26 protein-coding genes are annotated in these 24597 nt (G+C 61.3%); 9 read left to right on the forward strand and 17 right to left on the reverse strand.

The window, feature by feature from the left end:
• Nucleotides 1-89 precede the first annotated feature (89 nt).
• Nucleotides 90-1289: a tyrosine--tRNA ligase gene (gene tyrS, locus NR164_RS03150; RefSeq protein WP_017847777.1), complete on the reverse strand. Its 1200-nt coding sequence runs from the start codon at nt 1287-1289 to the stop codon at nt 90-92.
• Nucleotides 1290-1498: 209 nt separating this feature from the next.
• Here tyrS and NR164_RS03155 point away from each other — a divergent pair, with 209 nt between their 5' ends.
• Nucleotides 1499-2917, forward strand: a complete 1419-nt coding sequence (locus tag NR164_RS03155) for a peptidoglycan DD-metalloendopeptidase family protein (protein WP_046381874.1) — start codon at nt 1499-1501, stop codon at nt 2915-2917.
• A 3-nt stretch (nt 2918-2920) separates the two neighbouring features.
• Nucleotides 2921-4012, forward strand: a complete 1092-nt coding sequence (locus NR164_RS03160; RefSeq protein WP_256822290.1) for an anhydro-N-acetylmuramic acid kinase — start codon at nt 2921-2923, stop codon at nt 4010-4012.
• A gap of 78 nt (nt 4013-4090) precedes the next feature.
• On the opposite strand, the gene erpA is transcribed toward NR164_RS03160, so the two are convergent.
• Together erpA and argC are read right to left on the reverse strand one after the other, a co-directional pair.
• Nucleotides 4091-4441: an iron-sulfur cluster insertion protein ErpA gene (gene erpA / locus NR164_RS03165; protein ID WP_007906865.1), complete on the reverse strand. Its 351-nt coding sequence runs from the start codon at nt 4439-4441 to the stop codon at nt 4091-4093.
• 165 nt (nt 4442-4606) lie between these two features.
• Nucleotides 4607-5641 carry an N-acetyl-gamma-glutamyl-phosphate reductase gene (gene argC, locus NR164_RS03170; RefSeq protein ID WP_017847781.1) on the reverse strand — a complete coding sequence of 345 codons (1035 nt, stop codon included), beginning with the start codon at nt 5639-5641 and terminating at the stop codon, nt 4607-4609.
• 136 nt (nt 5642-5777) lie between these two features.
• Here argC and hemJ point away from each other — a divergent pair, with 136 nt between their 5' ends.
• The 6 genes from hemJ (at nt 5778) to coq7 (ending at nt 10216) form a co-directional block, all read left to right on the forward strand.
• A complete protein-coding gene (hemJ, locus tag NR164_RS03175) occupies nt 5778-6206 on the forward strand; it encodes a protoporphyrinogen oxidase HemJ (protein ID WP_017847782.1) in 429 nt (142 codons plus the stop codon).
• Between the two features lie 24 nt (nt 6207-6230).
• Nucleotides 6231-7193 (forward strand): nitronate monooxygenase family protein, encoded by a 963-nt coding sequence (locus tag NR164_RS03180; protein ID WP_256822291.1) that lies wholly within the window; start codon nt 6231-6233, stop codon nt 7191-7193.
• Between the two features lie 69 nt (nt 7194-7262).
• Entirely contained in the window at nt 7263-8213 is a 951-nt protein-coding gene (locus NR164_RS03185) for a DUF805 domain-containing protein (protein WP_017847784.1), read from the forward strand.
• 63 nt (nt 8214-8276) lie between these two features.
• Nucleotides 8277-9065, forward strand: a complete 789-nt coding sequence (locus NR164_RS03190; protein WP_017847785.1) for an SDR family oxidoreductase — start codon at nt 8277-8279, stop codon at nt 9063-9065.
• Between the two features lie 46 nt (nt 9066-9111).
• Nucleotides 9112-9450 (forward strand): histidine triad nucleotide-binding protein, encoded by a 339-nt coding sequence (locus tag NR164_RS03195; RefSeq protein ID WP_017847786.1) that lies wholly within the window; start codon nt 9112-9114, stop codon nt 9448-9450.
• A gap of 118 nt (nt 9451-9568) precedes the next feature.
• The gene (gene coq7 / locus NR164_RS03200; RefSeq protein ID WP_017847787.1) at nt 9569-10216 is read left to right on the forward strand and encodes a 2-polyprenyl-3-methyl-6-methoxy-1,4-benzoquinone monooxygenase; all 648 of its coding nucleotides are present in this window, start codon (nt 9569-9571) and stop codon (nt 10214-10216) included.
• 57 nt (nt 10217-10273) lie between these two features.
• Here the strand turns inward: coq7 and NR164_RS03205 are convergent, their stop codons facing one another.
• A complete protein-coding gene (locus NR164_RS03205; protein ID WP_005792019.1) occupies nt 10274-10696 on the reverse strand; it encodes an OsmC family protein in 423 nt (140 codons plus the stop codon).
• A 248-nt stretch (nt 10697-10944) separates the two neighbouring features.
• Here NR164_RS03205 and crp point away from each other — a divergent pair, with 248 nt between their 5' ends.
• On the forward strand, nt 10945-11589 hold the full coding sequence (gene crp / locus NR164_RS03210; RefSeq protein WP_017847788.1) for a cAMP-activated global transcriptional regulator CRP: 645 nt from the start codon (nt 10945-10947) through the stop codon (nt 11587-11589).
• Here crp and NR164_RS03215 read toward each other — a convergent pair.
• The 13 genes from NR164_RS03215 to NR164_RS03275 all read right to left on the reverse strand — a co-directional run bounded on the left by NR164_RS03215 (nt 11586) and on the right by NR164_RS03275 (nt 24591).
• A complete protein-coding gene (locus tag NR164_RS03215) occupies nt 11586-12281 on the reverse strand; it encodes a lipoate--protein ligase family protein (protein WP_256822292.1) in 696 nt (231 codons plus the stop codon). The genes crp and NR164_RS03215 overlap by 4 nt on opposite strands.
• Before the next feature lie 182 nt (nt 12282-12463).
• On the reverse strand, nt 12464-13300 hold the full coding sequence (trpC, locus tag NR164_RS03220; RefSeq protein WP_046381871.1) for an indole-3-glycerol phosphate synthase TrpC: 837 nt from the start codon (nt 13298-13300) through the stop codon (nt 12464-12466).
• Complete coding sequence (gene trpD / locus NR164_RS03225) at nt 13297-14346, reverse strand: anthranilate phosphoribosyltransferase (RefSeq protein WP_017847791.1); 1050 nt, start codon at nt 14344-14346, stop codon at nt 13297-13299. The genes trpC and trpD overlap by 4 nt, the downstream gene beginning before the upstream one ends.
• Before the next feature lie 9 nt (nt 14347-14355).
• Nucleotides 14356-14949 (reverse strand): aminodeoxychorismate/anthranilate synthase component II, encoded by a 594-nt coding sequence (locus NR164_RS03230; RefSeq protein ID WP_102618118.1) that lies wholly within the window; start codon nt 14947-14949, stop codon nt 14356-14358.
• Nucleotides 14950-14969: 20 nt separating this feature from the next.
• Nucleotides 14970-16451, reverse strand: a complete 1482-nt coding sequence (gene trpE, locus NR164_RS03235; protein ID WP_046381870.1) for an anthranilate synthase component I — start codon at nt 16449-16451, stop codon at nt 14970-14972.
• Nucleotides 16452-16520: 69 nt separating this feature from the next.
• Nucleotides 16521-17339, reverse strand: a complete 819-nt coding sequence (locus tag NR164_RS03240) for a phosphoglycolate phosphatase (RefSeq protein ID WP_046381869.1) — start codon at nt 17337-17339, stop codon at nt 16521-16523.
• Nucleotides 17336-18010, reverse strand: a complete 675-nt coding sequence (rpe, locus tag NR164_RS03245) for a ribulose-phosphate 3-epimerase (RefSeq protein WP_046381868.1) — start codon at nt 18008-18010, stop codon at nt 17336-17338. The genes NR164_RS03240 and rpe overlap by 4 nt, the downstream gene beginning before the upstream one ends.
• Before the next feature lie 84 nt (nt 18011-18094).
• A complete protein-coding gene (locus tag NR164_RS03250) occupies nt 18095-19243 on the reverse strand; it encodes an iron-containing alcohol dehydrogenase (protein WP_079444816.1) in 1149 nt (382 codons plus the stop codon).
• Between the two features lie 123 nt (nt 19244-19366).
• Entirely contained in the window at nt 19367-20191 is an 825-nt protein-coding gene (locus tag NR164_RS03255; protein WP_017847797.1) for an ABC transporter permease, read from the reverse strand.
• Between the two features lie 12 nt (nt 20192-20203).
• Nucleotides 20204-21451, reverse strand: coding sequence for an ABC transporter permease (locus tag NR164_RS03260; protein WP_046381866.1), 1248 nt, complete (start codon nt 21449-21451; stop codon nt 20204-20206).
• Nucleotides 21452-21538: 87 nt separating this feature from the next.
• Nucleotides 21539-22579 (reverse strand): ABC transporter substrate-binding protein, encoded by a 1041-nt coding sequence (locus NR164_RS03265; RefSeq protein WP_046381865.1) that lies wholly within the window; start codon nt 22577-22579, stop codon nt 21539-21541.
• 44 nt (nt 22580-22623) lie between these two features.
• Complete coding sequence (locus NR164_RS03270) at nt 22624-23736, reverse strand: ABC transporter ATP-binding protein (protein WP_017847800.1); 1113 nt, start codon at nt 23734-23736, stop codon at nt 22624-22626.
• Between the two features lie 225 nt (nt 23737-23961).
• On the reverse strand, nt 23962-24591 hold the full coding sequence (locus NR164_RS03275) for a response regulator transcription factor (protein ID WP_017847801.1): 630 nt from the start codon (nt 24589-24591) through the stop codon (nt 23962-23964).
• Between the last annotated feature and the right edge of the window lie 6 nt (nt 24592-24597).

Genomic DNA, 24597 nt, shown 5'->3' on the forward strand with positions numbered 1-24597 from the left:
GTTTACCAAGGAGTTTTCCGTTTCGACTGCGCCGGAAGTGGGGCGAATTATAGACAGATATAAATCGCCGTCAACAGCTAATTTCAGACTTATTCGGATTTGAGCGTAATACGCGCAAATGCCTTCTTCCCAGCCTGGCAAACATGGGTCGCACCCAGCGCGTATATAAAGGTGCGATCAACCACTTCACCATCGATACGCACACCACCGGAACCCAAGAGGTCACGCGCGACCGCCGAGTTCTTCACCAGGCCTGCCTTATTAAGGACGGCCGCGATCGGCATTGCCTCGGCAGCAGTCAGCTCGATCTCCGGCAGATCATCCGGCAGCTCACCATCCTTCATCCGGTTGCCCGCCGCACGGTGAGCACTGGCCGCAGCCTCCTCGCCATGGAAACGCGCAACAATCTCTTCAGCCAGCTTGATCTTCACGTCGCGAGGATTGGCACCCGCCTCGACATCCGCACGCAGCGCATTGATCTCATCCATCGAGCGGAAGCTCAACAGCTCGAAGTAACGCCACATCAGCGCATCCGGAATCGAAACCAGCTTGCCGTACATCACGCCCGGCGCCTCCTGGATACCGACATAGTTGCCCAGGGACTTGGACATCTTCTTGACGCCGTCCAACCCTTCCAGCAACGGCATGGTCAGAATGCACTGAGCCTCTTGCCCATACGCACGCTGCAGCTCACGCCCCATCAGAAGGTTGAACTTCTGATCGGTGCCACCCAACTCAACGTCAGCGCGCAACGCCACCGAGTCATAGCCCTGGACCAGCGGGTACAGGAACTCATGAATCGCGATCGGCTGGTTGGTCGAATAGCGCTTGTCGAAGTCATCGCGCTCAAGCATGCGCGCCACGGTGTACTGGGATGTCAGACGAATGAAGTCCGCCGGCCCCATCTTGTCCATCCAGGTGGAGTTGAACGCCACCTCGGTCTTGGCCGGATCGAGAATCTTGAACACCTGGGTCTTGTAGGTCTCGGCATTCTCGAGAACCTGTTCACGGGTCAGCGGCGGACGCGTGGCGCTCTTGCCGCTTGGATCACCGATCATCCCGGTGAAATCCCCTATAAGGAAGATCACCTGATGCCCCAGGTCCTGGAACTGGCGCAGCTTATTGATAAGCACGGTATGGCCCAGGTGCAGATCCGGCGCAGTCGGATCAAAGCCGGCCTTGATACGCAGGGGCTGGCCACGCTTGAGCTTTTCGATCAGCTCCGCCTCGACCAACAGTTCTTCCGCACCACGTTTTATCAGCGCTAGCTGCTCTTCAACCGACTTCATAACAGACCCGCAAGGCTCAGATTCAAAAGGGAACCAACCATACAAGATCAGGGACTAATTACAAGTTTTGCCCTGCGCACGGACACCGTTCGACAAGCCCGGCGTTCGCGAGCTTGCGTCACAGATGATTTGGTTATATTTTATACAGTTATTTCATCTTCATCATGTCAGTCATCTTTTCCATTTCATCTTCAAAGTCAAAATTACCTATGACCACAGAACCGTCTAAAGCGCCGCCGCTTTACCCAAAGACCCACCTGCTCGCTGCAAGTGGTATCGCCGCCCTTCTGAGCCTGGCACTCCTGGTATTCCCTTCCAGTGACGTAGAAGCCAAACGAACATCCCTGAGCCTTGACCTGGAAAGTCCCGCAGAACAACTGACACAAGATCAAGACGCTTCCGACGCGCAACAAGCCACAAATGCACCCGTCGATTCGCCGTTTGCCCAGATCGAAAGCGCCCCGGACGAAACCGACAAAACCGCCCAGCAGCAGGCAGCACCTGCCGTAGCGCAGGCCAAGAGCCCTCAGCATCGCGAGGTGCTCGTCGGCAAGGGCGACACGCTTTCCACCCTGTTCGAGAAGGTCGGCCTACCTGCCACTACGGTTAATGAGGTCTTGGCCAGCGATAAACAAGCCAAGCAATTCACCCAGCTCAAACGCGGTCAAAAACTCGAATTCGAACTGACCCCAGATGGCCAGCTGAACACCCTGCACAGCAACCTCAGCGACCTGGAAAGCATCACCCTGACCAAGGGTGCCAAGGGTTTCGCGTTCAATCGCATCACCACCAAGCCAGTGATGCGCTCCGCCTACGTACATGGCGTCATCAACAGCTCGCTGTCGCAATCGGCCGCCCGTGCCGGCTTGTCCCACAGCATGACCATGGACATGGCCAGCGTGTTTGGCTACGACATCGACTTCGCCCAGGACATCCGCCAGGGTGACGAATTCGACGTGATCTACGAGCAGAAGGTCGCCAACGGCAAAGTGGTCGGCACCGGCAATATCCTCTCCGCGCGCTTTACCAACCGCGGCAAGACCTACACCGCCGTGCGCTACACCAACAAACAAGGCAACAGCAGTTACTACACCGCTGATGGCAACAGCATGCGCAAGGCCTTTATCCGCACACCTGTGGATTTCGCCCGCATCAGCTCGCGCTTCTCCATGGGACGCAAGCACCCCATCCTGAACAAAATCCGCGCCCACAAAGGCGTCGACTATGCAGCGCCGCGCGGCACGCCCATCAAGGCCGCAGGTGACGGCAAGGTACTGTTGGCCGGACGTCGCGGCGGTTACGGCAACACCGTGATCATCCAGCACGGCAACACCTACCGCACGCTGTATGGCCACATGCAAGGCTTCGCCAAGGGCGTACAGACCGGCGGCAACGTGAAGCAGGGCCAGGTGATCGGCTATATCGGCACGACCGGCTTGTCCACCGGCCCACACTTGCACTATGAATTCCAGGTCAATGGCGTACACGTCGACCCGCTGGGCCAGAAACTGCCGATGGCCGACCCGATCGCCAAGGCCGAACGCGCGCGTTTCATGCAACAAAGCCAACCGCTGATGGCACGCATGGATCAGGAGCGCTCTACCCTGCTGGCTTCGGCGAAGCGCTAAGGTATGCCGCTCTATATAGGCGTGATGTCAGGGACCAGCCTCGATGGCCTGGATATCGCCCTGATCGAACAAGAGGCGGCGATCAAGCTGATCGCCACTCACTACATCCCCATGCCAGACAGCTTGCGCGCGGAGCTGCTTGGCCTGTGCGCCAGCGGCCCGGATGAGATCGCCCGCTCGGCAATGGCCCAGCAACGCTGGGTGACACTCGCCGCCCAGGGCATCCATGCCCTGCTCGACCAGCACAACCTCAAGCCCCAGGACATTCGCGCGATCGGCAGCCATGGGCAGACTATCCGCCATGAACCGGCCCGCGGCTTCACCGTACAGATCGGCAACCCTGCCTTGCTCACCGAATTGACCGGCATCACCGTGGTCAGCGACTTCCGCAGCCGCGACGTTGCCGCAGGTGGCCAGGGTGCGCCATTGGTACCGGCCTTTCATGAAGCACTGTTTGACGAACGCAGCGGGAATCGTGCGGTTTTGAACGTCGGAGGTTTCAGCAACCTCAGCCTGATCGAGACCGGCAAACCCGTAGCCGGCTTCGACTGCGGCCCGGGCAATGTCTTGCTGGATGCCTGGATTCATCAACAGCGCGGCGAACACTTTGATCGCGAGGGTCAATGGGCCGCCAGCGGCAAAGTCGTACCTCAGTTGCTCAACGCGCTGCTCAGTGACCCTTTTTTCTTGACCAAAGGCCCGAAAAGCACCGGGCGCGAAGTGTTCAACCTGGGATGGCTGCAACAGCACCTGGCGCGCTTGCCCGCCTTCGCCCCCCAGGACATCCAGGCCACGCTGCTGGAACTGACGGCCCTGACCATCGTCGAGGCCCTGCAAACCGCCCAACCCCAGACAAACACCCTGCTTGTCTGCGGCGGCGGCGCGCATAACCGCACGCTGATGAAGCGCCTGGCCACGCTATTGCCATCGACCCAGGTCAGCAGCACCGCCACCTGCGGCGTAGACCCCGACTGGGTCGAAGCCATGGCCTTTGCGTGGCTGGCCCATTGCTGCCTCGAAGGCATCGCCGCCAACCGCCCCAGCGTCACTGGCGCACGCGGGCTACGGGTGCTGGGCGCGATCTACCCCGCCTGACTGCCCGCCAGAATCCGCAGACAGCAAAACGCCGCTTGGCCGATCAAAGCCAAGCGGCGTTTTTGTATCCGCTACCGATCAGATCGAGAACGAAGACCCGCAACCACACGTAGTCGTGGCATTAGGGTTCTTGATCACGAAACGCGAACCCTCCAGACCTTCCTGGTAATCCACCTCGGCGCCTGCCAGGTATTGGAAACTCATGGGGTCCACAACCAGGCTCACGCCCTCGCGCTCGACGATGGTGTCGTCATCGGCCACTTCTTCATCGAAGGTAAAACCGTACTGAAACCCTGAACAACCGCCGCCCGTAACAAATACGCGCAGCTTCAAGCGATCATTACCCTCTTCATCGACCAGGCTCTTCACCTTGTGCGCAGCACCGTGGGTGAATTGCAAAGCCGTGGGGGTGAAGGACTCAACGCTCATGCTGATAATCTCCCGGCGTACCGCCGCCATATGCGTAATGGTCGGTATTATCCGCTTCTCCTAGAAAAGCGGTCAACTATTGTTACGGTATATCAATCTGCGCAGCCGCCATTAAAAACACAAAAGGCCCGATCGACGGGCCTTCTGCTTGGCGACCTGACAGCCTTACGGCAGCATGCCTGCGTGGGACAAGCCCAGCTTCTCATCCAGGCCGAACAGGATGTTCATGTTCTGCACCGCCTGGCCCGAAGCGCCCTTGACCAGATTGTCGATCACCGACAGCACCACCACCAGATCACCGTCCTGCGGCCGATGCACGGCAATCCGGCACACGTTGGCGCCGCGCACACTGCGGGTTTCCGGATGGCTGCCGGCCGGCATCACATCGACGAACGGCTCGTTGGCGTAACGCTTTTCAAACAGCGCCTGCAAATCCACCGAGCGATCCACCACCGTCGCATACAGTGTCGAGTGAATGCCACGGATCATCGGAGTCAGGTGCGGCACGAAGGTCAGCCCCACATCCTTACCGGCGGCGCGACGCAGCCCCTGGCGGATTTCCGGCAGATGACGATGCCCTTTTACCGCGTAGGCCTTCATGCTTTCCGACGTCTCGGAGTACAGCGACCCCACCGCCGCCCCACGCCCGGCGCCGCTGACGCCCGACTTGCAGTCGGCAATCAAGCGCGAAACGTCGGCCAGCCCGGCTTCGAGCAATGGCAGGAAGCCCAGCTGCGTCGCGGTCGGATAGCAACCCGGCACAGCGATCAGGCGCGCTTGCTTGATCTGCTCACGATTGACTTCCGGCAGGCCGTACACCGCCTCTTCCAACAGCTGCGGCGCGCCGTGTGGCTGGCCGTACCATTTGGCCCACTCGTCGGCATCCTGCAGGCGGAAGTCCGCCGACAGATCGATGACCTTGGTGCCCGCGGCCAGCAACTCGCCGGCCAGCGCATGGGCCACGCCGTGGGGGGTGGCAAAGAACACCACGTCACAGGCGCCGAGGGTCTTGATGTCCGGTACACTGAACGCCAGGCCGTCGTAATGGCCTCGCAGGTTCGGGTACATATCGGCCACAGCCAGGCCGGCCTCGGATCGGGAAGTGATGACCACCACCTCAGCTTGCGGATGCTGCGCCAACAGACGCAGCAATTCGACACCGGTGTAACCCGTGCCGCCGACGATACCGACCTTGACCATAAACCTGCCCTCAAAGAACCCACTGGAAAGCCGTCGATAATAGGGGCCGCATTGTCCTGCGACAACCGCCAAGGTGACGTAAGGACGCATGAGCCACTACTATCTTCAGTTACCGTGAACCTGGGAATAACTAAAAATGCTTTATCTATGGGTCAAAGCCTTCCATATCGTCAGCATCGTGTGCTGGTTTGCCGGGCTGTTCTACCTGCCGCGCCTGTTCGTCTACCACGCCCAAAGCGAAGACACCGTCAGCAAGGAACGCTTCAGCGTCATGGAGCGCAAGCTGTATCGAGGCATCATGGGCCCGTCGATGCTTGCCACGCTGGTCTTCGGCATCTGGATGATCGCCCTCAACCCCGGCCTCTTCCATATGGGCGCCTGGCTCCACGTCAAGCTGACCCTGGTCGTTCTGCTGATCGGTTACCACCACATGTGCGGCGCACAGGTAAAACGCTTCGCCCGTGGCGAAAACACCCGCAGCCATGTCTTTTATCGCTGGTTCAATGAATTCCCGGTTCTGATATTGCTGGCTATCGTAATTCTGGTCGTGGTCAAACCGTTCTAACGTCAATGCCTCGGGGTACCTCCAATGTCGCTGCCCGCTTTGCTTGAACAACATCTGCGCCTGCCCGTCGTGGCCGCGCCGATGTTCCTGATTTCCAATCCGCAACTGGTCCTGGCGTGCTGCCGCAATGGCGTGGTCGGAAGTTTCCCGGCACTGAACCAGCGCGAAAGCAGTGGTTTCAAGGCCTGGCTGGAGGAAATCGAAGCGGGCCTGGCGCAGTTGAGCAACCCTGCGCCCTACGCCGTCAACCTCATCGTCCACCACAGCAACCCACGGTTGGAGGCAGACCTGGCGATCTGCGTCGAGCACAAGGTGCCAATCGTCATCACCAGCCTCGGCGCGGTGAAGGCGTTGGTCGATGCGGTACACAGCTACGGCGGCCTGGTCTTCCATGACGTCACCACTCGACGTCACGCCGAGAAAGCCGCCGAAGCCGGGGTGGACGGCCTGATCGCCGTGGCCGCCGGCGCCGGTGGCCATGCCGGCACCTGGAGCCCGTTCGCGTTGATCGCCGAGATTCGCCAGTTCTTCGACAAAACCCTGCTGCTGGCCGGCTGCCTCAACCACGGGCACGAGATCCTGGCCGCCCAGTTGCTGGGCGCGGACCTGGCGTATCTGGGCACGCGGTTTATCGCCACCGCCGAAAGCCACGCGCCGGATGCGTATAAAGAGATGCTGCTCACATCAGGCGCCGTCGACATCGTGCACACTGCCGCAGTCTCCGGCGTGCCCGCCAGCTTCATGCGCCAGAGCCTGACAAACGCCGGTTTCGACCTGGCCGCCCTGCAAGGCAAAGGCGAAGTCAATTTCGGCGCCAAGCTCAAGCCGTTGAACGACGAGGCCAAGGCCTGGAAGACCGTATGGTCTGCCGGCCAGGGCGTCGGTGAAATCGATGATTTGCCCGGCGTCGATGAACTCGTTGCGCGCCTGGATGCCGAATACCGCGAAGCCCGCGAGAAGGCGGCACAGTTGCGCTGGCCGCGCTGATACACTTGCCGGACCCGCTCATTGAAGCGGGCCTGCCCCCCACCCCTGTAACATGACAAGGATGCCCGCATGAGCGACAACCGTTTCAAGATTGTGTTTGATGGAGCCCTGCTCCCGGGTGTCGAAAGCACCACCGCTAAACTGAATCTCGCCGAATTGTTCAAAAGCAACGTTGAGGCCATCGAGAAGCTCTTTACCGGTCGCCCCGTCGCCCTCAAGCGCGACCTCGCGCGCCCCGATGCCGAAACCTACCTCACCGCGTTGAAGAACGCCGGGATCGACGCGCGTATCGAAGCCGAACAGCCCGTGGCCTTCAGCCTTGACGAAACCCACGAGACCGAGCCCTCTGCCCGCCCTGCCGCCTCCCCGTATGCACCACCGCGTGCCGCAGTGGGTGACGATTTGCCGGAGTACGCCGAGCTCAAGATCTTCACGATCCATGGCCGCATCGGTCGCCTGCGCTACCTGGCCTGGACGCTGGTACTCACCGTCGCGATGCTCGTCGCCTCGGGCATCCTCGCCACTGCCGGCTTCGCCGTGGCGACCGCTTCGCCGACGGCGGGCATCATCCTGGGCTCGCTGCTGGGTTTCGCGCTGTTCGTGGCGATTGTCTGGGTCAGCGTGCAAATCGGCGTGCAGCGTCTGCACGACCTGGGCTGGTCCGGCTGGCTGTACCTGCTGAACCTGGTGCCGCTGGTGAACAGCATTTTCCCGCTGCTGCTGCTGGTGTTGCCGGGTAACACCGGCGCCAACCAGTACGGTGCGCCGCCACCGCGCAACTCCACGGCAGTGAAAGTCCTGGCCTCCCTGTGGCTGGCGTTTATTCCGTTGATGCTCATCATCTTGATGGCCTTGGGGATGAACGGCTACCTGGACCAACTCGAAAGCAACGTGGACAGCAGCTACGAAAGCAGCTCCATCACCTCCGATGAAGACGCCGATCAAAGCGTGATCGTCAATGAAGAAGACGTGCAAAGTGCTGACGACGCGGCCGAACCTGTAGACTCTCCAGAACAGTGAAAAAACGCCCGCCGCCTGTGATGCCTCTGTCACAGGTCCGGCGGCGTTGCGATGGAGAAAGGCATGACCCGTTACGCTCTGATCACCGGTGCCTCCAGCGGCATCGGCCTGGCCTTGGCCGAAGCACTGGCCCGGCGTGGCCGCAGCTTGATTCTGGTGGCCCGCCAGCGTGATCAGTTGGAAAGCATTGCAATCGAATTGACGCAACGCTTCGGCGTCGAGGTGCTGTTCCGCGCCTGCGACCTGGGTGAGCCGCTGCGTTTGTCCGGGTTCCTGTTGGAGCTTGAGGAAGGCGAGCGGCAGATCGACTTGCTGGTCAACTGCGCCGGCATGGGCACCAGCGGGCCGTTCCTGGCCCAGGACTGGATGACCGAGCAGGACCTGATCGAAGTCAACATCCTCGCCCTGACCCGTATGTGTCACGCCCTCGGCAATGCCATGGCCCTGCATGGCGGCGGGCAGATCCTCAACGTCGCCTCGATCGCCGCATTCCAACCCGGCCCGTGGATGAGCAGTTACTACGCCAGCAAAGCCTATGTATTGCACTTCTCCGAAGGTCTGCGCGAAGAATTGAAAACCTGCGGCATCAAGGTCTCGGTGCTGTGCCCCGGCCCGACGCGCACGGCCTTCTTCGGCACGGCGCAAATGGACACCGCCAAGCTCGAGCGCAGCGCGCACTTGATGAGCCCGGAAGAAGTGGCGCTCTACACCGTGCGCGCCCTGGAAAAAAACCAAGCCATCATCATCCCCGGCCGCCGCAATCGCTGGCTCGCCTTCAGTCCGCGCTTGAGCCCACGCTGGCTGACCCGCAAGCTCGCCGGTGCGATCAACAAGGCCTATTGCCCGCGCTGAAGGCCTGAGTACACTCACCCTGCACATTCACCATGGAGAAACAGCTTTGGATACTCTGTTCACCAAGATCATCAACAGAGAAATACCCGCGAAGATCATCTATGAAGATGATCAGGTCCTCGCCTTCCACGATATCGCCCCACAAGCGCCGGTACATTTTCTGGTTATCCCGAAAAAACCGATCCGCACCCTGAACGATCTGACCGAAAGCGACAAAACCCTGGCTGGGCACATCCTGTTCACCGCTCAGCGCCTGGCCCTGGAACAGGGCTGCGAGAAGGGCTTTCGTGTGGTGATGAACTGCAATGAAGACGGTGGACAGACCGTTTACCATATCCACATGCATGTGCTGGGTCAGCGCCAGATGAACTGGCCGCCGGGCTGATACGCCTGACACACGGGTCGCCGGCCTCCCGCATGCGACCCCATGCCCTTGACTCAACGCAAACGCTTCGCCCTCTCTTGCGGTAAACTGGCCGCCGAGATTCTTCCCGGAGGTCAGCATGACTACCCAACGTCACTACTCGCCAATTGACCGTCTGTTGTTGCAAGCCGACACGGCCATACGCACGCTGCTGCCATTCAGCGGCCAGCCGTATCGCCCGTCGCCCGCCATCGTGCAGCCCGATGCACAGATGAACGAGACCGACACCCGCCACGTCGCCGGCCTGATGCGTATCAACCATACCGGCGAAGTCTGTGCCCAGGCGCTGTACCAGGGCCAGGCGCTGACCGCCAAGCTGCCGCAAGTGCGCGCAGCCATGGAGCATGCCGCTGAGGAAGAAATCGACCACCTGGCCTGGTGCGAGCAACGCATTCGCCAGTTGGGCAGCCATCCCAGCGTGCTGAACCCGCTGTTCTATGGCCTGTCGTTTGGGATTGGCGCCGCAGCCGGCTTGATCAGCGACAAAGTCAGCCTGGGGTTTGTCGCGGCCACGGAACAGCAAGTATGCAAGCACCTGGATGAGCACCTGGAACAGTTACCGACCGAAGACGAAAAGTCCCGGGCGATTCTTGAACAGATGCGTATCGATGAAGAACACCACGCAGAAAGCGCACTGGACGCCGGTGGTTTCCGCTTCCCGGCGCCGGTGAGGTTTGGCATGAGCCTGATGGCCAAGGTCATGACCAAAAGCACCTACCGCATCTAACCTGCAAAAAAGGGCGCTATCAAAGCGCCCTGTCTTTATTGCCGACGAATCCCTGGATCAGCCCAACTCAATGATTTCGTAATCATGGGTAATGGCGACACCGGCCGCGCCCAGCATGATCGATGCCGAGCAATACTTCTCGGCCGACAGCTCGATGGCACGTTTGACCTGGGCTTCTTTCAGCGCCCGGCCCTTGACCACGAAATGCATGTGGATCTTGGTGAACACCTTGGGATCTTCAGTCGCACGCTCGGCTTCGAGGAAGGCTTCGCAGCTTTCCACGGCCTGGCGGGACTTTTTCAAAATGCTGACCACGTCGAAATTGCTGCAACCGCCTACACCAAGCAGGAGCATTTCCATCGGGCGTACGCCCAGGTTGCGGCCACCGGCTTCCGGCGGACCGTCCATGACCACGACATGGCCACTGCCCGACTCACCGAGGAACATGGCTTCGCCCGCCCATTGGATGCGTGCCTTCATCGCCCAGACTCCACTGCTAAAAAAGGGTCGCCAGCTTAGCACACGACCCGCGGCCGGCAGCTTTTGCGCGTAAAGCCATCAATCGCCACAGTTACCCGGTAAATTGGCTAATCGAGTCACAATGTGTCTGGTAAGCTGGCGCCAAATGAATGGCGCATTGCCATCCTTTGTACAACGTGTATCAATGCAGATACAGCTGGATAAAAACAATTCCAACCACCCTGTGCAGTCTTTTTCGGGATACAACCATGGTTGCTTTTACTCCCATACCCAAGATCAAGAATCTCGACAGACTGCTGACGCATTGCCAGAGTCGTCGCTACCCGGCCAAGCACAACATCATCTGCGCAGGCGAACGCTCCGAAACACTGTTCTTCATTATCAAGGGCTCGGTCACCATCCTGATCGAGGATGAAGACGGCCGCGAGATGATCATTGCCTACCTCAATACCGGCGATTTCTTCGGCGAACTGGGGTTATTTGAACAAGCCGGCAAAGAACAGGAGCGCAGTGCCTGGGTGCGGACCAAAATCGAGAGCGAAGTGGCCGAGATCAGTTACACGAAGTTTCGTGAACTGACCCAGCACGATCCCGACATCCTCTATGCACTGAGCGGCCAGATTGCCCAGCGCCTGCGGGACACCACTCGCAAAGTCGGCGACCTGGCATTCTTTGATGTCACCGGCCGTGTGGCCCGCTGCCTGTTGGAGCTGTGCAAGCAGCCCGACGCGATGACTCACCCCGATGGCATGCAGATCAAAGTCACGCGCCAGGAGATCGGGCGCATTGTCGGTTGTTCACGGGAGATGGTCGGTCGCGTGCTCAAGGATCTGGAAGAACGCAACCTGGTAGACGTCAAAGGCAAGACGATGGTGGTGTTCGGCACCCGTTAAACCGGCAGGAAGCTGGCCAGCATCTGCCGGTACAACGCATCCAGCCGACTGAGCGCGTCCGGTGCGGGGAAAGCTTCGTGCAGGGCGATATGGCTGTCGGCGCGAACGCGCTGTTCCAGTCCGCAGGCTTGATTGAAGCGATTGACCGCCGCGATCAGTTCTTCGCGATCGTTGTCCAGCAACAAGGCTCCGTGTACCAGCCCCACCGGACGGCCACCACTTTGGCGCCAGCGCTGGGCGGTGCCGACCATTTTGCGGCCATTGAGGTTGACGTTGTAGCGGCCGTCGCAGAACGCGCCGTCGATTTCGCCGACGGAAGCATCGCCGCCCAGTTCGATCAGCAAGTCACAGATCGGCTGGCACAAACGCAGGTAGCCGGTTTCGATGCGCCCCTGGTCGCCTTCGCCGCGCGGCGGTGCGTAGACCAGGGCGATATTGACCGTGGCGTTTGATTGCGGCACCGGCTCGCCGCCGGTTTCGCGTAACAGCACCGGCCAGCCGGCCGCGGCTGACACTTGGCTGGCCACGTCAAACCCCGGCAGTCGGCTCAAGCGCCGCGGCATCACCAATGCCTGATCACTGGGCTGCCAGAACAGCAGGCCAAACGCCTGCTCCCCAGCACAAACAGCCGCCAGCAGGTTTTGCTCGGCAGCAAGCCCGGCTTCGACGCTCATCGACACTGGCTGGATCATCGAACACCTACCTCGCTGAATAAATACAAAACCCAATGTGAATGTGGGAGGGGGCTTGCCCCCGATGGCGGAGTGTCAGTCAGTACATCTATCAACTGATACACCGCCATCGGGGGCAAGTCGAACCGTCGCACCGCCCCTCCCACATGTTGACCGCACTTCAAATACTGACCGCGGTTTGATCAATCCAGGGTCGAACCGCTGACTGCCACACCACGCTCCGGGAAGAACAGGCGTTGCAGTTCGGCGCCCGGGTTCTCGGCGCGCATGAAGGTCTCGCCCACCAGGAACGAATACACGTCGCTGATTTCCATCAGCTCCACGTCGGCGCGGTTAACGATGCCGCTTTCGGTAATCACCAGGCGGTCGCGCGGGATACGCGGCAGCAGGTCGAGGGTGTTTTCCAGGCTGACTTCGAAGGTGTGCAGGTTGCGGTTGTTGACCCCCACCAGCGGTGTGTCGAGGGTTTTCAGCGCACGTTCCAGCTCATCGCCGTCGTGGACTTCCACCAGCACGTCGAGGCCGACGCTTTTGGCCACGGCCGCCAGCTCGGCCATCTTCACGTCATCCAGCGCGGAGACGATCAGCAGCACACAGTCGGCGCCCAGGGCACGGGCTTCAACGATCTGGTATGGATCGATCATGAAGTCCTTGCGGATCACCGGCAACTTGCACGCGGCGCGGGCCTGTTGCAGGAACAGGTCGGAACCCTGGAAGAAATCGACATCAGTCAGCACGGAGAGGCAAGTCGCCCCGCCTCTCTCATAGCTGACGGCGATGTCGGCCGGTACGAAGTTTTCGCGGATCACGCCTTTGCTTGGCGAGGCCTTCTTGATTTCAGCGATGACAGCCGGCTGCTTGAGCTTGGCCTGGGCGATCAAGGCCTTGGCGAAGCCACGCGGCGCATCGGCGATTTTCGCCTGGCTTTCCAGCTCGGCCAGGCTCACGCGGGCACGGCGTTCAGCGACTTCTTCGGCTTTGCGGGCCAGGATCTTTTCCAGAACGGTCGGCACACTCATCCTTCATTCTCCATCTTGAACACCGCAGTAAAGGCCCCCAGTTCTTCGAGCTTCTCGCGGGCAAGGCCGGTGTGCAATGCATCATGCGCGAGGGCCACGCCTTCGTTAAGACTATAGGCGTGATCGGCGGCATAAAGCGCGGCACCGGCATTGAGCACAATCATTTCGGCGGCTTTCTGGCCGTTTTCGGTCTTGCGACGCCCCAAGGCGTCCTGAATCAGCGCCAGGGAGTCCGCCGGGCTTTCCACTGCCAGGCCGTGCAGGCTCTGGCTCTTCATGCCGAGATCTTCAGGCTCGACCCAATATTCGGTGATCTGATCATTCTTCAGCTCCGCCACAAAGGTCGGCGCCGCCAGGCTGAATTCGTCCAGGCCATCTTTGGAATGCACCACCAGCACATGCTTGCTGCCCAGGCGCTGCAACACTTCGGCCAACGGCCGGCACAACGCCTGGCTGAACACGCCGACCACCTGATGCTTCACACCGGCCGGATTCGTAAGCGGGCCGAGCATGTTGAACAGGGTGCGCAGGCCGAGATCCTTGCGCGGGCCGGCGGCGTGTTTCATCGCGCCGTGGTGGGACTGCGCAAACATGAAGCCAATGCCCACGTTGTCGATGCAGCGCGCCACTTGTACGGGGGTCAGGTTCAGGTAGATCCCGGCCGCTTCGAGCAGATCCGCGCTGCCGCTTTTGCCGGACACCGCTCGGTTGCCGTGTTTGGCCACGGTGCAACCCGCCGCCGCGACCACGAAGGAGGCCGCCGTGGACACGTTGAAAATATTCGCACCGTCACCGCCGGTGCCGACCACGTCGACCACGCCGTCGAGGGTCTTGAGCTCGACCTTGTCTGCCAGCTCGCGCATCACCGACACGGCGCCGACGATTTCGTCGATGCTCTCGCTCTTCATACGCATCGCCATCATGAACGCGCCGATCTGCGCGTCGGTGCATTGACCGGTCATGATCTCACGCATCACATCGCTCATTTCCGCGGTGCTCAGGTCCAGATGGCCGACGATACGGCTCAGGGCAGTCTTGATATCCATGAAAAGTCCTTAGCGCGTGCCGCCGCTCTGCTTGAGAAAGTTGGCGAACAGCTCGTAGCCCTGCTCGGTCAGGATCGACTCGGGGTGAAACTGCACCCCTTCGATGTTCAGTGTCTTGTGGCGCAAGCCCATGATCTCGTCGACCGAGCCGTCTTCCAGCTGGGTCCAGGCGGTCAATTCCAGGCAGTCGGGCAGGGTTTCGCGCTTGACCACCAGCGAATGGTAGCGCGTCACGGTGACCGGCAGGTTGAGGCCTTCGAACACACCGAGGTTTTTATGGAACACCGGGCTGGTCTTGCCGTGCATCACTTGGCGCGCCCGCACCACCTCACCGCCAAACGCCTGGCCGATGGACTGGTGGCCCAGGCACACGCCGAGGATCGGCAGCTTGCCGGCGAAGTATTTGATCGCCTCCAGGGAGATGCCCGCCTCGGTCGGCGTGCAGGGCCCCGGCGAAACCACAATGCGCTCCGGGTTCAGGGCGGCGATTTCGGCGACGGTCAGTTCGTCGTTGCGCACCACCTTGACCTCGGCACCGAGTTCGCCCAGGTACTGCACAACGTTGTAGGTAAAGGAGTCGTAGTTATCAATCATCAGCAACATGGGGGAAACCTCAAGAATTCTTAGCCCTGGGGGGTCTGTTCAGCCAACGCCACTGCACGGAACATGGCGCGGCGCTTGTTCAGGGTTTCTTCCCATTCGAGGGCCGGCACCGAGTCGGCGACGATCCCGCCACCGGCCTGCACATGCAGTTCCCCGTCCTTGATCACTGCCGTGCGAATCGCAATGGCGGTGTCCATGTTGCCGTTCCAGGCGAAATAGCCCACGGCGCCGCCGTAGACACCGCGCTTGACCGGCTCGAGCTCGTCGATGATCTCCATCGCGCGAATCTTCGGCGCGCCCGACAAGGTGCCCGCCGGCAGAATCGCCCGCAGCGCGTCCATCGCGGTCAGGCCGGCCTTCAATTCGCCAGTGACGTTGGAGACGATGTGCATCACGTTGGAGTAGCGCTCGATGACCATCTTCTCCGTCAACTTCACCGAACCGATTTCCGAGACGCGCCCGGTGTCATTGCGGCCCAGGTCGATCAGCATGAGGTGCTCGGCGATTTCCTTGTCGTCGCTGAGCAGCTCTTCTTCGAGCGCCAGGTCCGCTTCCTCGGTCGCGCCACGCGGGCGAGTACCGGCGATCGGGCGCACGGTGATCAGGTTGTCTTCGACGCGCACCAGCACTTCCGGCGAACTGCCGACGACGTGGAAGTCGCCGAAGTTGAAGAAGTACATGTACGGCGTCGGGTTGAAGCAACGCAGCGCGCGGTACAGGTCGATCGGCGCGGCCTTGAAGTCGATGGACATGCGTTGCGACGGCACCACCTGCATGCAGTCGCCGGCGAGGATGTATTCCTTGATGGTATCGACCGCCCGCTCGTAGTCATCCTGGGTAAAGCTGGAGCGGAACACCGGGTCGGCCGCCGGCGGACGGCGCAGGTCCAGGCCGCGACGCGGGGTGATCGGCTGGCGCAGTTTTTCCAGCAGGGCTTCGAGGCTGGCCAGGCCTTGCTCGAACGCATCGCTCTGGGCGGGGTCGGCCAGCACGATTGCATGCATCTTGCCGGCGAGGTTGTCGAACACCACCACGGCGTCGGAGACCATCAGCAGAATGTCCGGAACGCCCAATGGATCGGGGTTCGGGCATTTACCCAGGCGTTTTTCCACATAACGCACGCAGTCGTAGCCGAAATACCCGACCAGGCCGCCGTTGAAACGCGGCAGCCCAGGGATGGTCGGCACGTTGTAGCGCGCCTTGAAGGTTTCGACGAAGGCCAGTGGGTCTTCGACGTCATGGCTTTCGATCTCGACGCCGTCATGGGTGATGCTGACGTGATGGTCGTACACGCGCATGACGGTGCGGCACGGCAGGCCGATGATCGAGTAACGGCCCCACTTCTCGCCGCCCTGTACCGATTCAAGCAGGTAGGAGTTGGGCGCGTCGGCCAGCTTCAGGTAGATCGACAGCGGCGTGTCGAAGTCGGCCAGGGTTTCGCAGGCCAGGGGGATACGGTTGTAGCCGGCAGCGGCCAAGCGCAGGAATTCTTCGCGGATCATGAGGTGCCTCGTGGCATGAGGGTCTAACGGTCAGGTGTGCAAACGTGCCGCAGCGCGGCCAGGATTCAGTCAGGCGCGCCAACGCCAGCGGGCCAGGGCCTTGATAACTTTCATCCAGAGTTTGCGAGTGACTACCACGATGGTATTTCCAGAAGGGGATGGATCGGTGTCGGCCAACGTTATCTCAGCGCCCGCTCCCAAGCAACCGGGGATTAGTCGGCGCAGGTCATCAATTACCAGCGCGGGCGACTCTTCGGCGATCGGCCGACCGTGGTTATAGCCGTAACTCAAGGCCACGCACTGCACGCCCGCCGCCTTGGCCGCCAGCACATCGCTACGCGAATCGCCGACAAACAACGACTGGGACGCCGGGATATTGGCCATTTTCATCACGAAAAACAGCGCCGCCGGGTCGGGTTTCTTCTGCGGCAAGGTATCGCCACCGATGATCCAGCGGAAATAACGACCGATTTTCATCTGGTCCAGCAACGGCGCGACGAAGCGCTCCGGCTTGTTGGTGATCAGGGCCATTTCCACGCCCTGCTTGCTCAGCCATTTGAGGGTGTCGCGCACGCCGGGGTATACCACGGTCAGTTCGTGGTGGTCTTCATAGGCGAGGTTGAACAATTCCAGGGCATGTTCGGCCTCGACATCATCGACCCCCTCGGCCTCGATGTGATTGGCCAGCGCCCGGCGTACCAGTACCTGCGCACCGTTGCCGACCCATTTGCGCACCGACTCGATACCGACCGGCTTGCGCCCCAGCTTGAGCAGCATCTCGTCCACCGCCGCCGCCAGGTCCGGCACCGAGTCGATCAACGTACCGTCCAGATCGAACATCACCAGCCGTGGCAGTTTGCCGGGGAACAGCCGCTCGAAGCCGCTCATGGACGCGCCAGCGCCAGTTCCGCACGCATCTTGGCGATGACGTCCTGGTAGTTCGGCGCATTGAAGATCGCCGAGCCGGCGACAAAGGTGTCGGCGCCGGCGGCAGCGATTTCGCGGATATTGTTGACGTTGACCCCGCCGTCGATTTCCAGGCGGATCTCACGCCCCGAGGCATCGATCAGCGCACGGGCTTCGCGCAGCTTGTCGAGGGTGCCGGGGATGAACTTCTGCCCGCCGAAACCTGGGTTGACGCTCATCAGCAGCACCATGTCGACTTTGTCCATCACGTACTTGAGCACGTCCAGCGGGGTGGCCGGGTTGAACACCAGGCCCGCCTTGCAGCCGCCTTCGCGGATCAGTTGCAGGGTGCGGTCGACGTGCAGCGAGGCTTCCGGGTGGAAAGTGATGTAAGTCGCGCCCGCTTCAATGAAGTCACCGACGATGCGGTCTACCGGGCTGACCATCAGGTGCGCGTCGATCGGCGCGGTGACACCGTACTTGCGCAACGCCGCGCAAACCATCGGGCCGATGGTCAGGTTGGGGACGTAGTGGTTGTCCATGACATCGAAGTGGACGAAGTCGGCACCGGCGGCCAACACGTTGTCCACTTCCTCACCCAGACGGGCGAAGTCGGCGGAGAGAATCGATGGAGCGATAACGAAGGGCTGCATGACGCACCTTTTTTGAGCTAAATCACAATGGCGCGCATTGTATACCTCATGCTTTGCCCAGCGCACCGTGACCTAACTCAACGGCTAGTACGCCGCCCGATAGATTTTCTCGATATCGGCAGCGCTGAGTTGGCGCGGATTGTTGCACATCAGGCGCTCGATGCCCGCCGCTTCCACGGCCATCGCGGCGAGTGCGTCTTCGGGGATGCCGAAGCTGCGCAGGCCCGACGGGATCTCCACCGCGGCGCACAGTCGCGTCATCGCCTCGACCGCCTGGTCGGCGGATTCATTGACGCTCAGGCCGGTGACATTCACGCCCATGGCCTGGGCAATGTCCTGCATGCGTTCGACACACGCCAGCTTGTTCCAGTGCATGACATACGGCAGCAACAGCGCATTGCTCACGCCATGAGCGATATTGAAGCGCCCGCCCAGCGGATACGCCAACGCATGCACCGCGCCGACCCCGGCGTTACCGAACGCCATCCCGGCCATCAGGCTGGCGGTGGCCATGTCGTCGCGGGCCTGCAGGTTGGCCGGGTTGGCGTAAGCCTTGGGCAACGCCTTGGCAATCAGCTTGATCGCGCCGATGGCCAAGGCATCGGTAATCGGCGAGGCGTTCAGCGACAGGTAGGACTCAATGGCATGCACCAGCGCATCCACGCCACTGGCGGCGGTGACGCTGCGCGGGCAGGTCAGGGTCATCTGCGGGCTGATGAGTGCGACGTCCGGCAGCAGGAAGTCACTGACGATGCCCTTTTTCAGTTGCGCGGCCTTGTCGGAGAGGATCGCGACGTTGGTCACTTCCGAGCCGGTGCCGGCCGTCGTGGGAATGGCGATCAGCGGCGGGCCCTTGCGCGGCACCTGATCGACACCGAACAGGTCCGCCAGCGCGCCGTGGTATCCGGCATAGGCCGCCACGCTCTTGGCGATATCGATCGCACTGCCGCCGCCCAGGCCGATCAGGCCGTCATGCCCGCCTTCGCGGTAGGCGCGCATGCAATCTTCGACAATGGCGATTTCCGGGTCGGGCAGCACCCGGTCGAAGATCTCGTAGGAGCGCTCGCCCAAATGCGCCAGCGCCAGCGCCACGGTGCCGGACTTGACCAGCGCGGCATCGGTGACGATCAGCGGGTTGTCGACATCCAGCCGCGTCAACTCTGCGGCCAATTGCTCGATGGCGCCGGCGCCAGTCAACAGTTTGTGGGCGATCTTGAATGAGGAAGTACTCATGTGCGCGGCCTCTTGTCGATTGTGGGCTGGCACAAGAGTAGCTGACGGAGATCGGTTGTCTTCCATTCAACAGCTGAATGGTCACAGAGCCGATTGTGGGAGGCGGCTTGCCCCCTCCCACATTTAGACCTGGGCGGTGCGCAACTTCTCGCTACGGCCGCGCAGCCATTCCAGGGTCAGCAGCAGCAACACCGAGAAAGCAATCAGCAAGGTCGCCGCGGCGGCAATCGTCGGGCTGAGGTTTTCGCGGATACCGCTGAACATCTGGCGCGGCAGGGTCGCTTGCTCGGGGCCGGCGAGGAACAGCGTCACCACCACTTCGTCGAACGAGGTGGCAAACGCGAACAGCGCCCCGGAAATCACCCCCGGCGCGATCAGCGGCAAGGTCACCCGGCGAAACGCGGTCAACGGCGATGCCCCCAGGCTGGCCGCTGCCCGCACCAGGTTATGGTTGAAACCCTGCAAGGTCGCGGACACCGTGATGATCACAAACGGCACGCCCAACACGGCGTGGACCACGATCAGCGAGAAGAAACTGTTACCCAGCCCCAGCGGCGCGAAGAACAGGTAACTGGCCACGCCGATGATCACCACCGGCACCACCATCGGCGAAATCACCAGGGCCATCACCAGCGCCTTGCCGGGGAAATGCCCACGGGTCAGGCCGATCGCCGCCAACGTGCCGAACACCATGGCCAGCACGGTGGCCGCCGGGGCGACGATGACGCTGTTCTTCAGCGCCCGCATCCATTCGGCCGAGGCGAAAAAGTCCTGGTACCAGTGCAGCGAGAAGCCTTGCAGCGGGTACACCAGGAAGCTGCCGCTGTTGAACGACAGCGGGATGATCACCAGCACAGGCAGAATCAGGAACAGCAGGATCAAGCCGCAGAGGATCCGCAAGCTGTAGAACCACACCCGCTCCACGGGCGACATATAAGGGCTCAGCATCGCAAGGTCTCCTTAGCTCAGGCGCAGGCGGCTGGCGCCCACCAGCCGGTTGTAGATCAGGTACAGCAGCACGGTGGCCAGCAGCAGCAAGCCGCCCAACGCGGTCGCCATGCCCCAGTTGATGCTGGTGTTGGTGTAGAAGGCCACGAAGTAGCTGACCATCTGGTCGTTCGGGCTGCCCAGCAAGGCCGGGGTGATGTAGTAACCAATCGCCAGGATGAACACCAGCAGGCAGCCTGCGCCCACACCGGCGTAGGTTTGCGGGAAGTACACGCGCCAGAAGCTGGCGAATGGGTGACAGCCCAGGGAAATCGCGGCGCGCATGTAGGTCGGCGAGATGCCTTTCATCACGCTGTAGATCGGCAGAATCATGAACGGCAGCAGGATATGCACCATGGAGATGTAGACCCCGGTGCGGTTGAACACCAGCTCCAGCGGCTTATCGATCAGGCCCATGCCCATCAGCGCGCTGTTGATCAGGCCACCGGACTGCAGCAGCACGATCCACGCCGCCACGCGCACCAGGATCGAGGTCCAGAACGGCAGCAGCACCAGAATCATCAGCAGGTTGCTTTGCCGTGCCGGCAGGTTCGCCAGCAGGTAGGCCAGCGGATAGGCCAACAGCAGGCAGACAAAAGTGATCACCAGGCCCATCCAGAAGGTGCGGGCGAAGATGTCCAGGTAGATCGCCTGGTCCGGCGTGGCCGGGGCCACTTCGCCGAGGTCGTCGATGCGGTGATCGACGGCCGCCAGCAGATAGTACGGCGTCAGGCTGCTGGTATTGCGCCGGATCGCCTGCCAGTACGCCGGGTCGCCCCAGCGTTCGTCGAGGGTTTCCAACGCTTCTTTATAAGAGGCCGGCGCTTCGGTAAACGGCAGCGCCCGCGCGGTTTTGGTCAGCAGGCTGCGATAGCCGGCCAGTTCCATGTTCAAGCGTTTCGACAGATCGCCGAGGGTCTGGTTCTTGCGCGCTTCGCCAAGGTCTTCGCTGAGCGCCTGGTACACCGGCTCGCCAGGCAAGCCGCGACCGTCCCAGGTCTTCACCGCCACCACCGTGCGCGGCAGGCCGCCCACGACTTCCGGGTTGCCGACACTTTTGTACAACAGCGCAACGATCGGCACCAGGAACACCAGCAGCAAAAACAGCACCAGCGGCGCAATCAAGGCCTGCGCCTTCCAGCGATTAAGCCGCTCGGCACGCGCCAGGCGCTGCTTGAGGGTGGGGCTGTTGACCTCGGTCGAGGGAACGGCGATGGCCATGGCTAACTCCGAAACTTGAAAATGAATGCACTCTGCCAAACGCAGCAGATCCCCTGTGAGAGGGGGCAAGCCCCCTCCCACATGGAGTTACTTGGCAGCCCAGGAATTGAAGCGCTGCTCAAGTTGCTCGCCGTTATCCGCCCAGAAGCTCACATCGATCTGCACCTGGTTGGCAATGTTCTCAGGCGTGGTCGGCATGTCTTTGAGCACGTCCTTGGCCAGCAACGGTACGGCTTGGGTGTTGGCCGGGCCGTAGGCGATGTTTTCCGAGTAGATCTTCTGCTGCTGCGGCTGCACCGAGAAGGCGATGAACTTCTTCGCCGCTTCTGCGCGATCCTTGGCCAGGCCTTTTGGAATAGCCCACGCGTCGAAGTCGTAGATGCCACCGTTCCAGACCACTTTCAGGTTGCTCTCTTTCTGTACGGCAGCGATGCGACCGTTGTAGGCCGAGCTCATCACTACGTCACCCGAGGCGAGGTACTGCGGCGGTTGCGCGCCGGCTTCCCACCACTGGATCGACGGCTTGAGTTCGTCGAGCTTTTTGAACGCACGGTCCTGGCCGTCTTTGCCGGCCAGCACTTTGTACACATCCTTCGGCGCCACGCCGTCAGCCATCAACGCGAATTCGAGGGTGTATTTGGCACCCTTGCGCAGGCCGCGCTTGCCAGGGAATTTCTTGGTGTCCCAGAAATCCGCCCAACTGGTCGGCGCGCTGCTCAGCTTGTCAGCGTTGTAGGCGAGTACGGTCGACCACACGAAGAAGCCCACGCCGCATGGCTGGATCGCGCCTTTGACGTAGTCAGCGCTGTTGCCGAACAGTTTCGGGTCCAGCGGCTCGAACATGTCTTCGTCGCAACCACGGGACAGTTCCGGCGATTCCACTTCCACCAGGTCCCAGGACACGCTCTTGGTGTCGACCATGGCCTTGATCTTGGCCATCTCACCGTTGTACTCGCCGGCGATGATTTTGCCGTTGCCTGCACTTTCCCACGGTGCATAGAAAGCCTTGACCTGTGCGGCCTTGTTCGCGCCACCAAAGGACACGACCGTCAGATCCGGGCCGGCCATGGCCTGGGTCGCGCCGATCAAGCCGATCGCCAGTGCGGAATACTTAAGGGATCTCAACATTGTTGTTCTCTCCACGTGCAGGGTTGGTGAAGCCATGGGGGCGATTATTTCGCCTCTAGAAGTGGGTCGAGTGCGCGAACGTGCTCGACTTGCCAGCCAATCGGTACCACGTCGCCGACCGCCAGTGCCGGGTCCAGCTCGGCGATCGGTTGTTTCACAAAAAAATCAGTCATGCCGCAGACTTCCAGGCGCACGCGCACGTGGTCGCCCAGGTAGACAAATTCCGCTACTCGCCCAGAGAAGCGGTTCACGCAACGTTCGCTGGAGCCATTGAGGCTGACGCGCTCAGGCCGCACCGACAAGGTCACCGGGCCGCCGACCTGGCCGACGTTCACCGCCAGCGCCTCGACTTTCTCGCCGCGCGCCAGTTCCACCACGCAGCGGTCGCCGGTGTGGCTGTGCAGGCGACCGTTGAGGCGGTTGTTTTCGCCGATGAAGTTGGCGACGAAGGTATTTTTCGGCTCTTCGTACAGGGTACGTGGCGCCGCAATCTGCTGGATCTCGCCCTGATGGAACACGGCCACCCGGTCGGACATGGTCAAAGCTTCGCCCTGGTCGTGGGTCACATACACCACGGTCACGCCGAGGCGTTGGTGCAGGTGCTTGATCTCCATCTGCATGTGTTCGCGCAATTGCTTGTCGAGGGCGCCGAGGGGTTCGTCCATCAGCACCAGCTGCGGTTCGAACACCAGCGCCCGGGCCAACGCCACACGCTGTTGCTGGCCGCCGGAGAGTTGCGCCGGGTAGCGTTGGGCGAAGGCGTCGAGCTGGACCATGCTCAGCACGCGCTTGACCCGCTCGCTGATATCGGTCTTGCTCAACCCTCGCACCGACAGGGGAAACGCCAGGTTCTCGGCCACGGTCATGTGCGGGAACAAAGCGTAGTTCTGGAACACCATGCCGATATCGCGCTTGTGCGGCGGCACGTTGTTGATGGCGCGTCCGGCCAGCTGGATTTCGCCGGCAGTCGGCGTTTCGAAGCCGGCCAGCATCATCAGGCTGGTGGTCTTACCCGAACCCGACGGCCCTAGCAGGGTGAGGAACTCGCCCTTGCGAATCTCCAGGTTGAGGTCTTTGACGATCAGGTTCTCGCCGTCGTAGCTCTTCTGCACGCCACGAAAGCTGACCAGCACATCATTTGAATCCGCCTCGCTCATACCCGCACCTTTGTATTTTGGACTGCTGTGGCACAAGCGTAGTCCAGGGGCGGGGCCCCGGAAATCGGGGGCCAGGAGAGAATCACATCAGCCGGATGGAAGGTTGGGGGTAGGGAACGCCCTACAGCGATGGCGGGGATAGAACAGCGCCGCTATGAGCGCCAGCCTGCAAGCGCCGAGAACGGGCAAATGGCGCTCTGAAGGAGGTCGCAAACAGGCATGTTGTCAGAGCAGTTTGTGCTCCATGGCGTACTTCACCAGTTCGGCCAGGGAGGTGATATTGAGCTTTTGCATCAGGCGTGCCTTATGGGTGCTGATGGTCTTGCTGCTCAACGCCAGTTGCTGGGCGATGTCGTTGACGTTGGCGCCTTGGGCCAGGCGTTCGAACACCGAGAACTCGCGTTCCGACAGCAGCGAATGCAAAGGTCGCGAATCGGTCAGGCCGACCTCGAAGACCATGCGATCGGCCAGGTCCGGGTCGATATAGCGCCCGCCGGCCGCGACCTTGCGAATCGCCATCAAGAGCAGGGCCGGGTCGCTGTCCTTGGTGGCATAACCGGCCGCGCCTACCTTCAAGGCCCGCGCGGCCATCTGCGCTTCATCGTGCATCGACAGCACCAGGATCGCCGGCGGATTGCTCAGCGCACGAATCCGCGCGATGGCTTCCAGGCCGTTGACGCCAGGCATCGAGATATCCAGCAACACCACCTCGCAAGGCACATGGCGCAAGGTCTCCAGCAACTGCTCGCCATTGCCCGCCTCGCCCACCACCAGCAAGTCTTTGGCCAGGCCGATCAATTGCTTGATGCCTTCACGCACGATGGTGTGGTCTTCGGCTACCAGTACACGGATCACAGGGGT

This window comes from Pseudomonas sp. Pse79 (genome assembly GCF_024519615.1).
GTDB classification, from domain to species: Bacteria; Pseudomonadota; Gammaproteobacteria; order Pseudomonadales; family Pseudomonadaceae; genus Aquipseudomonas; species Aquipseudomonas veronii.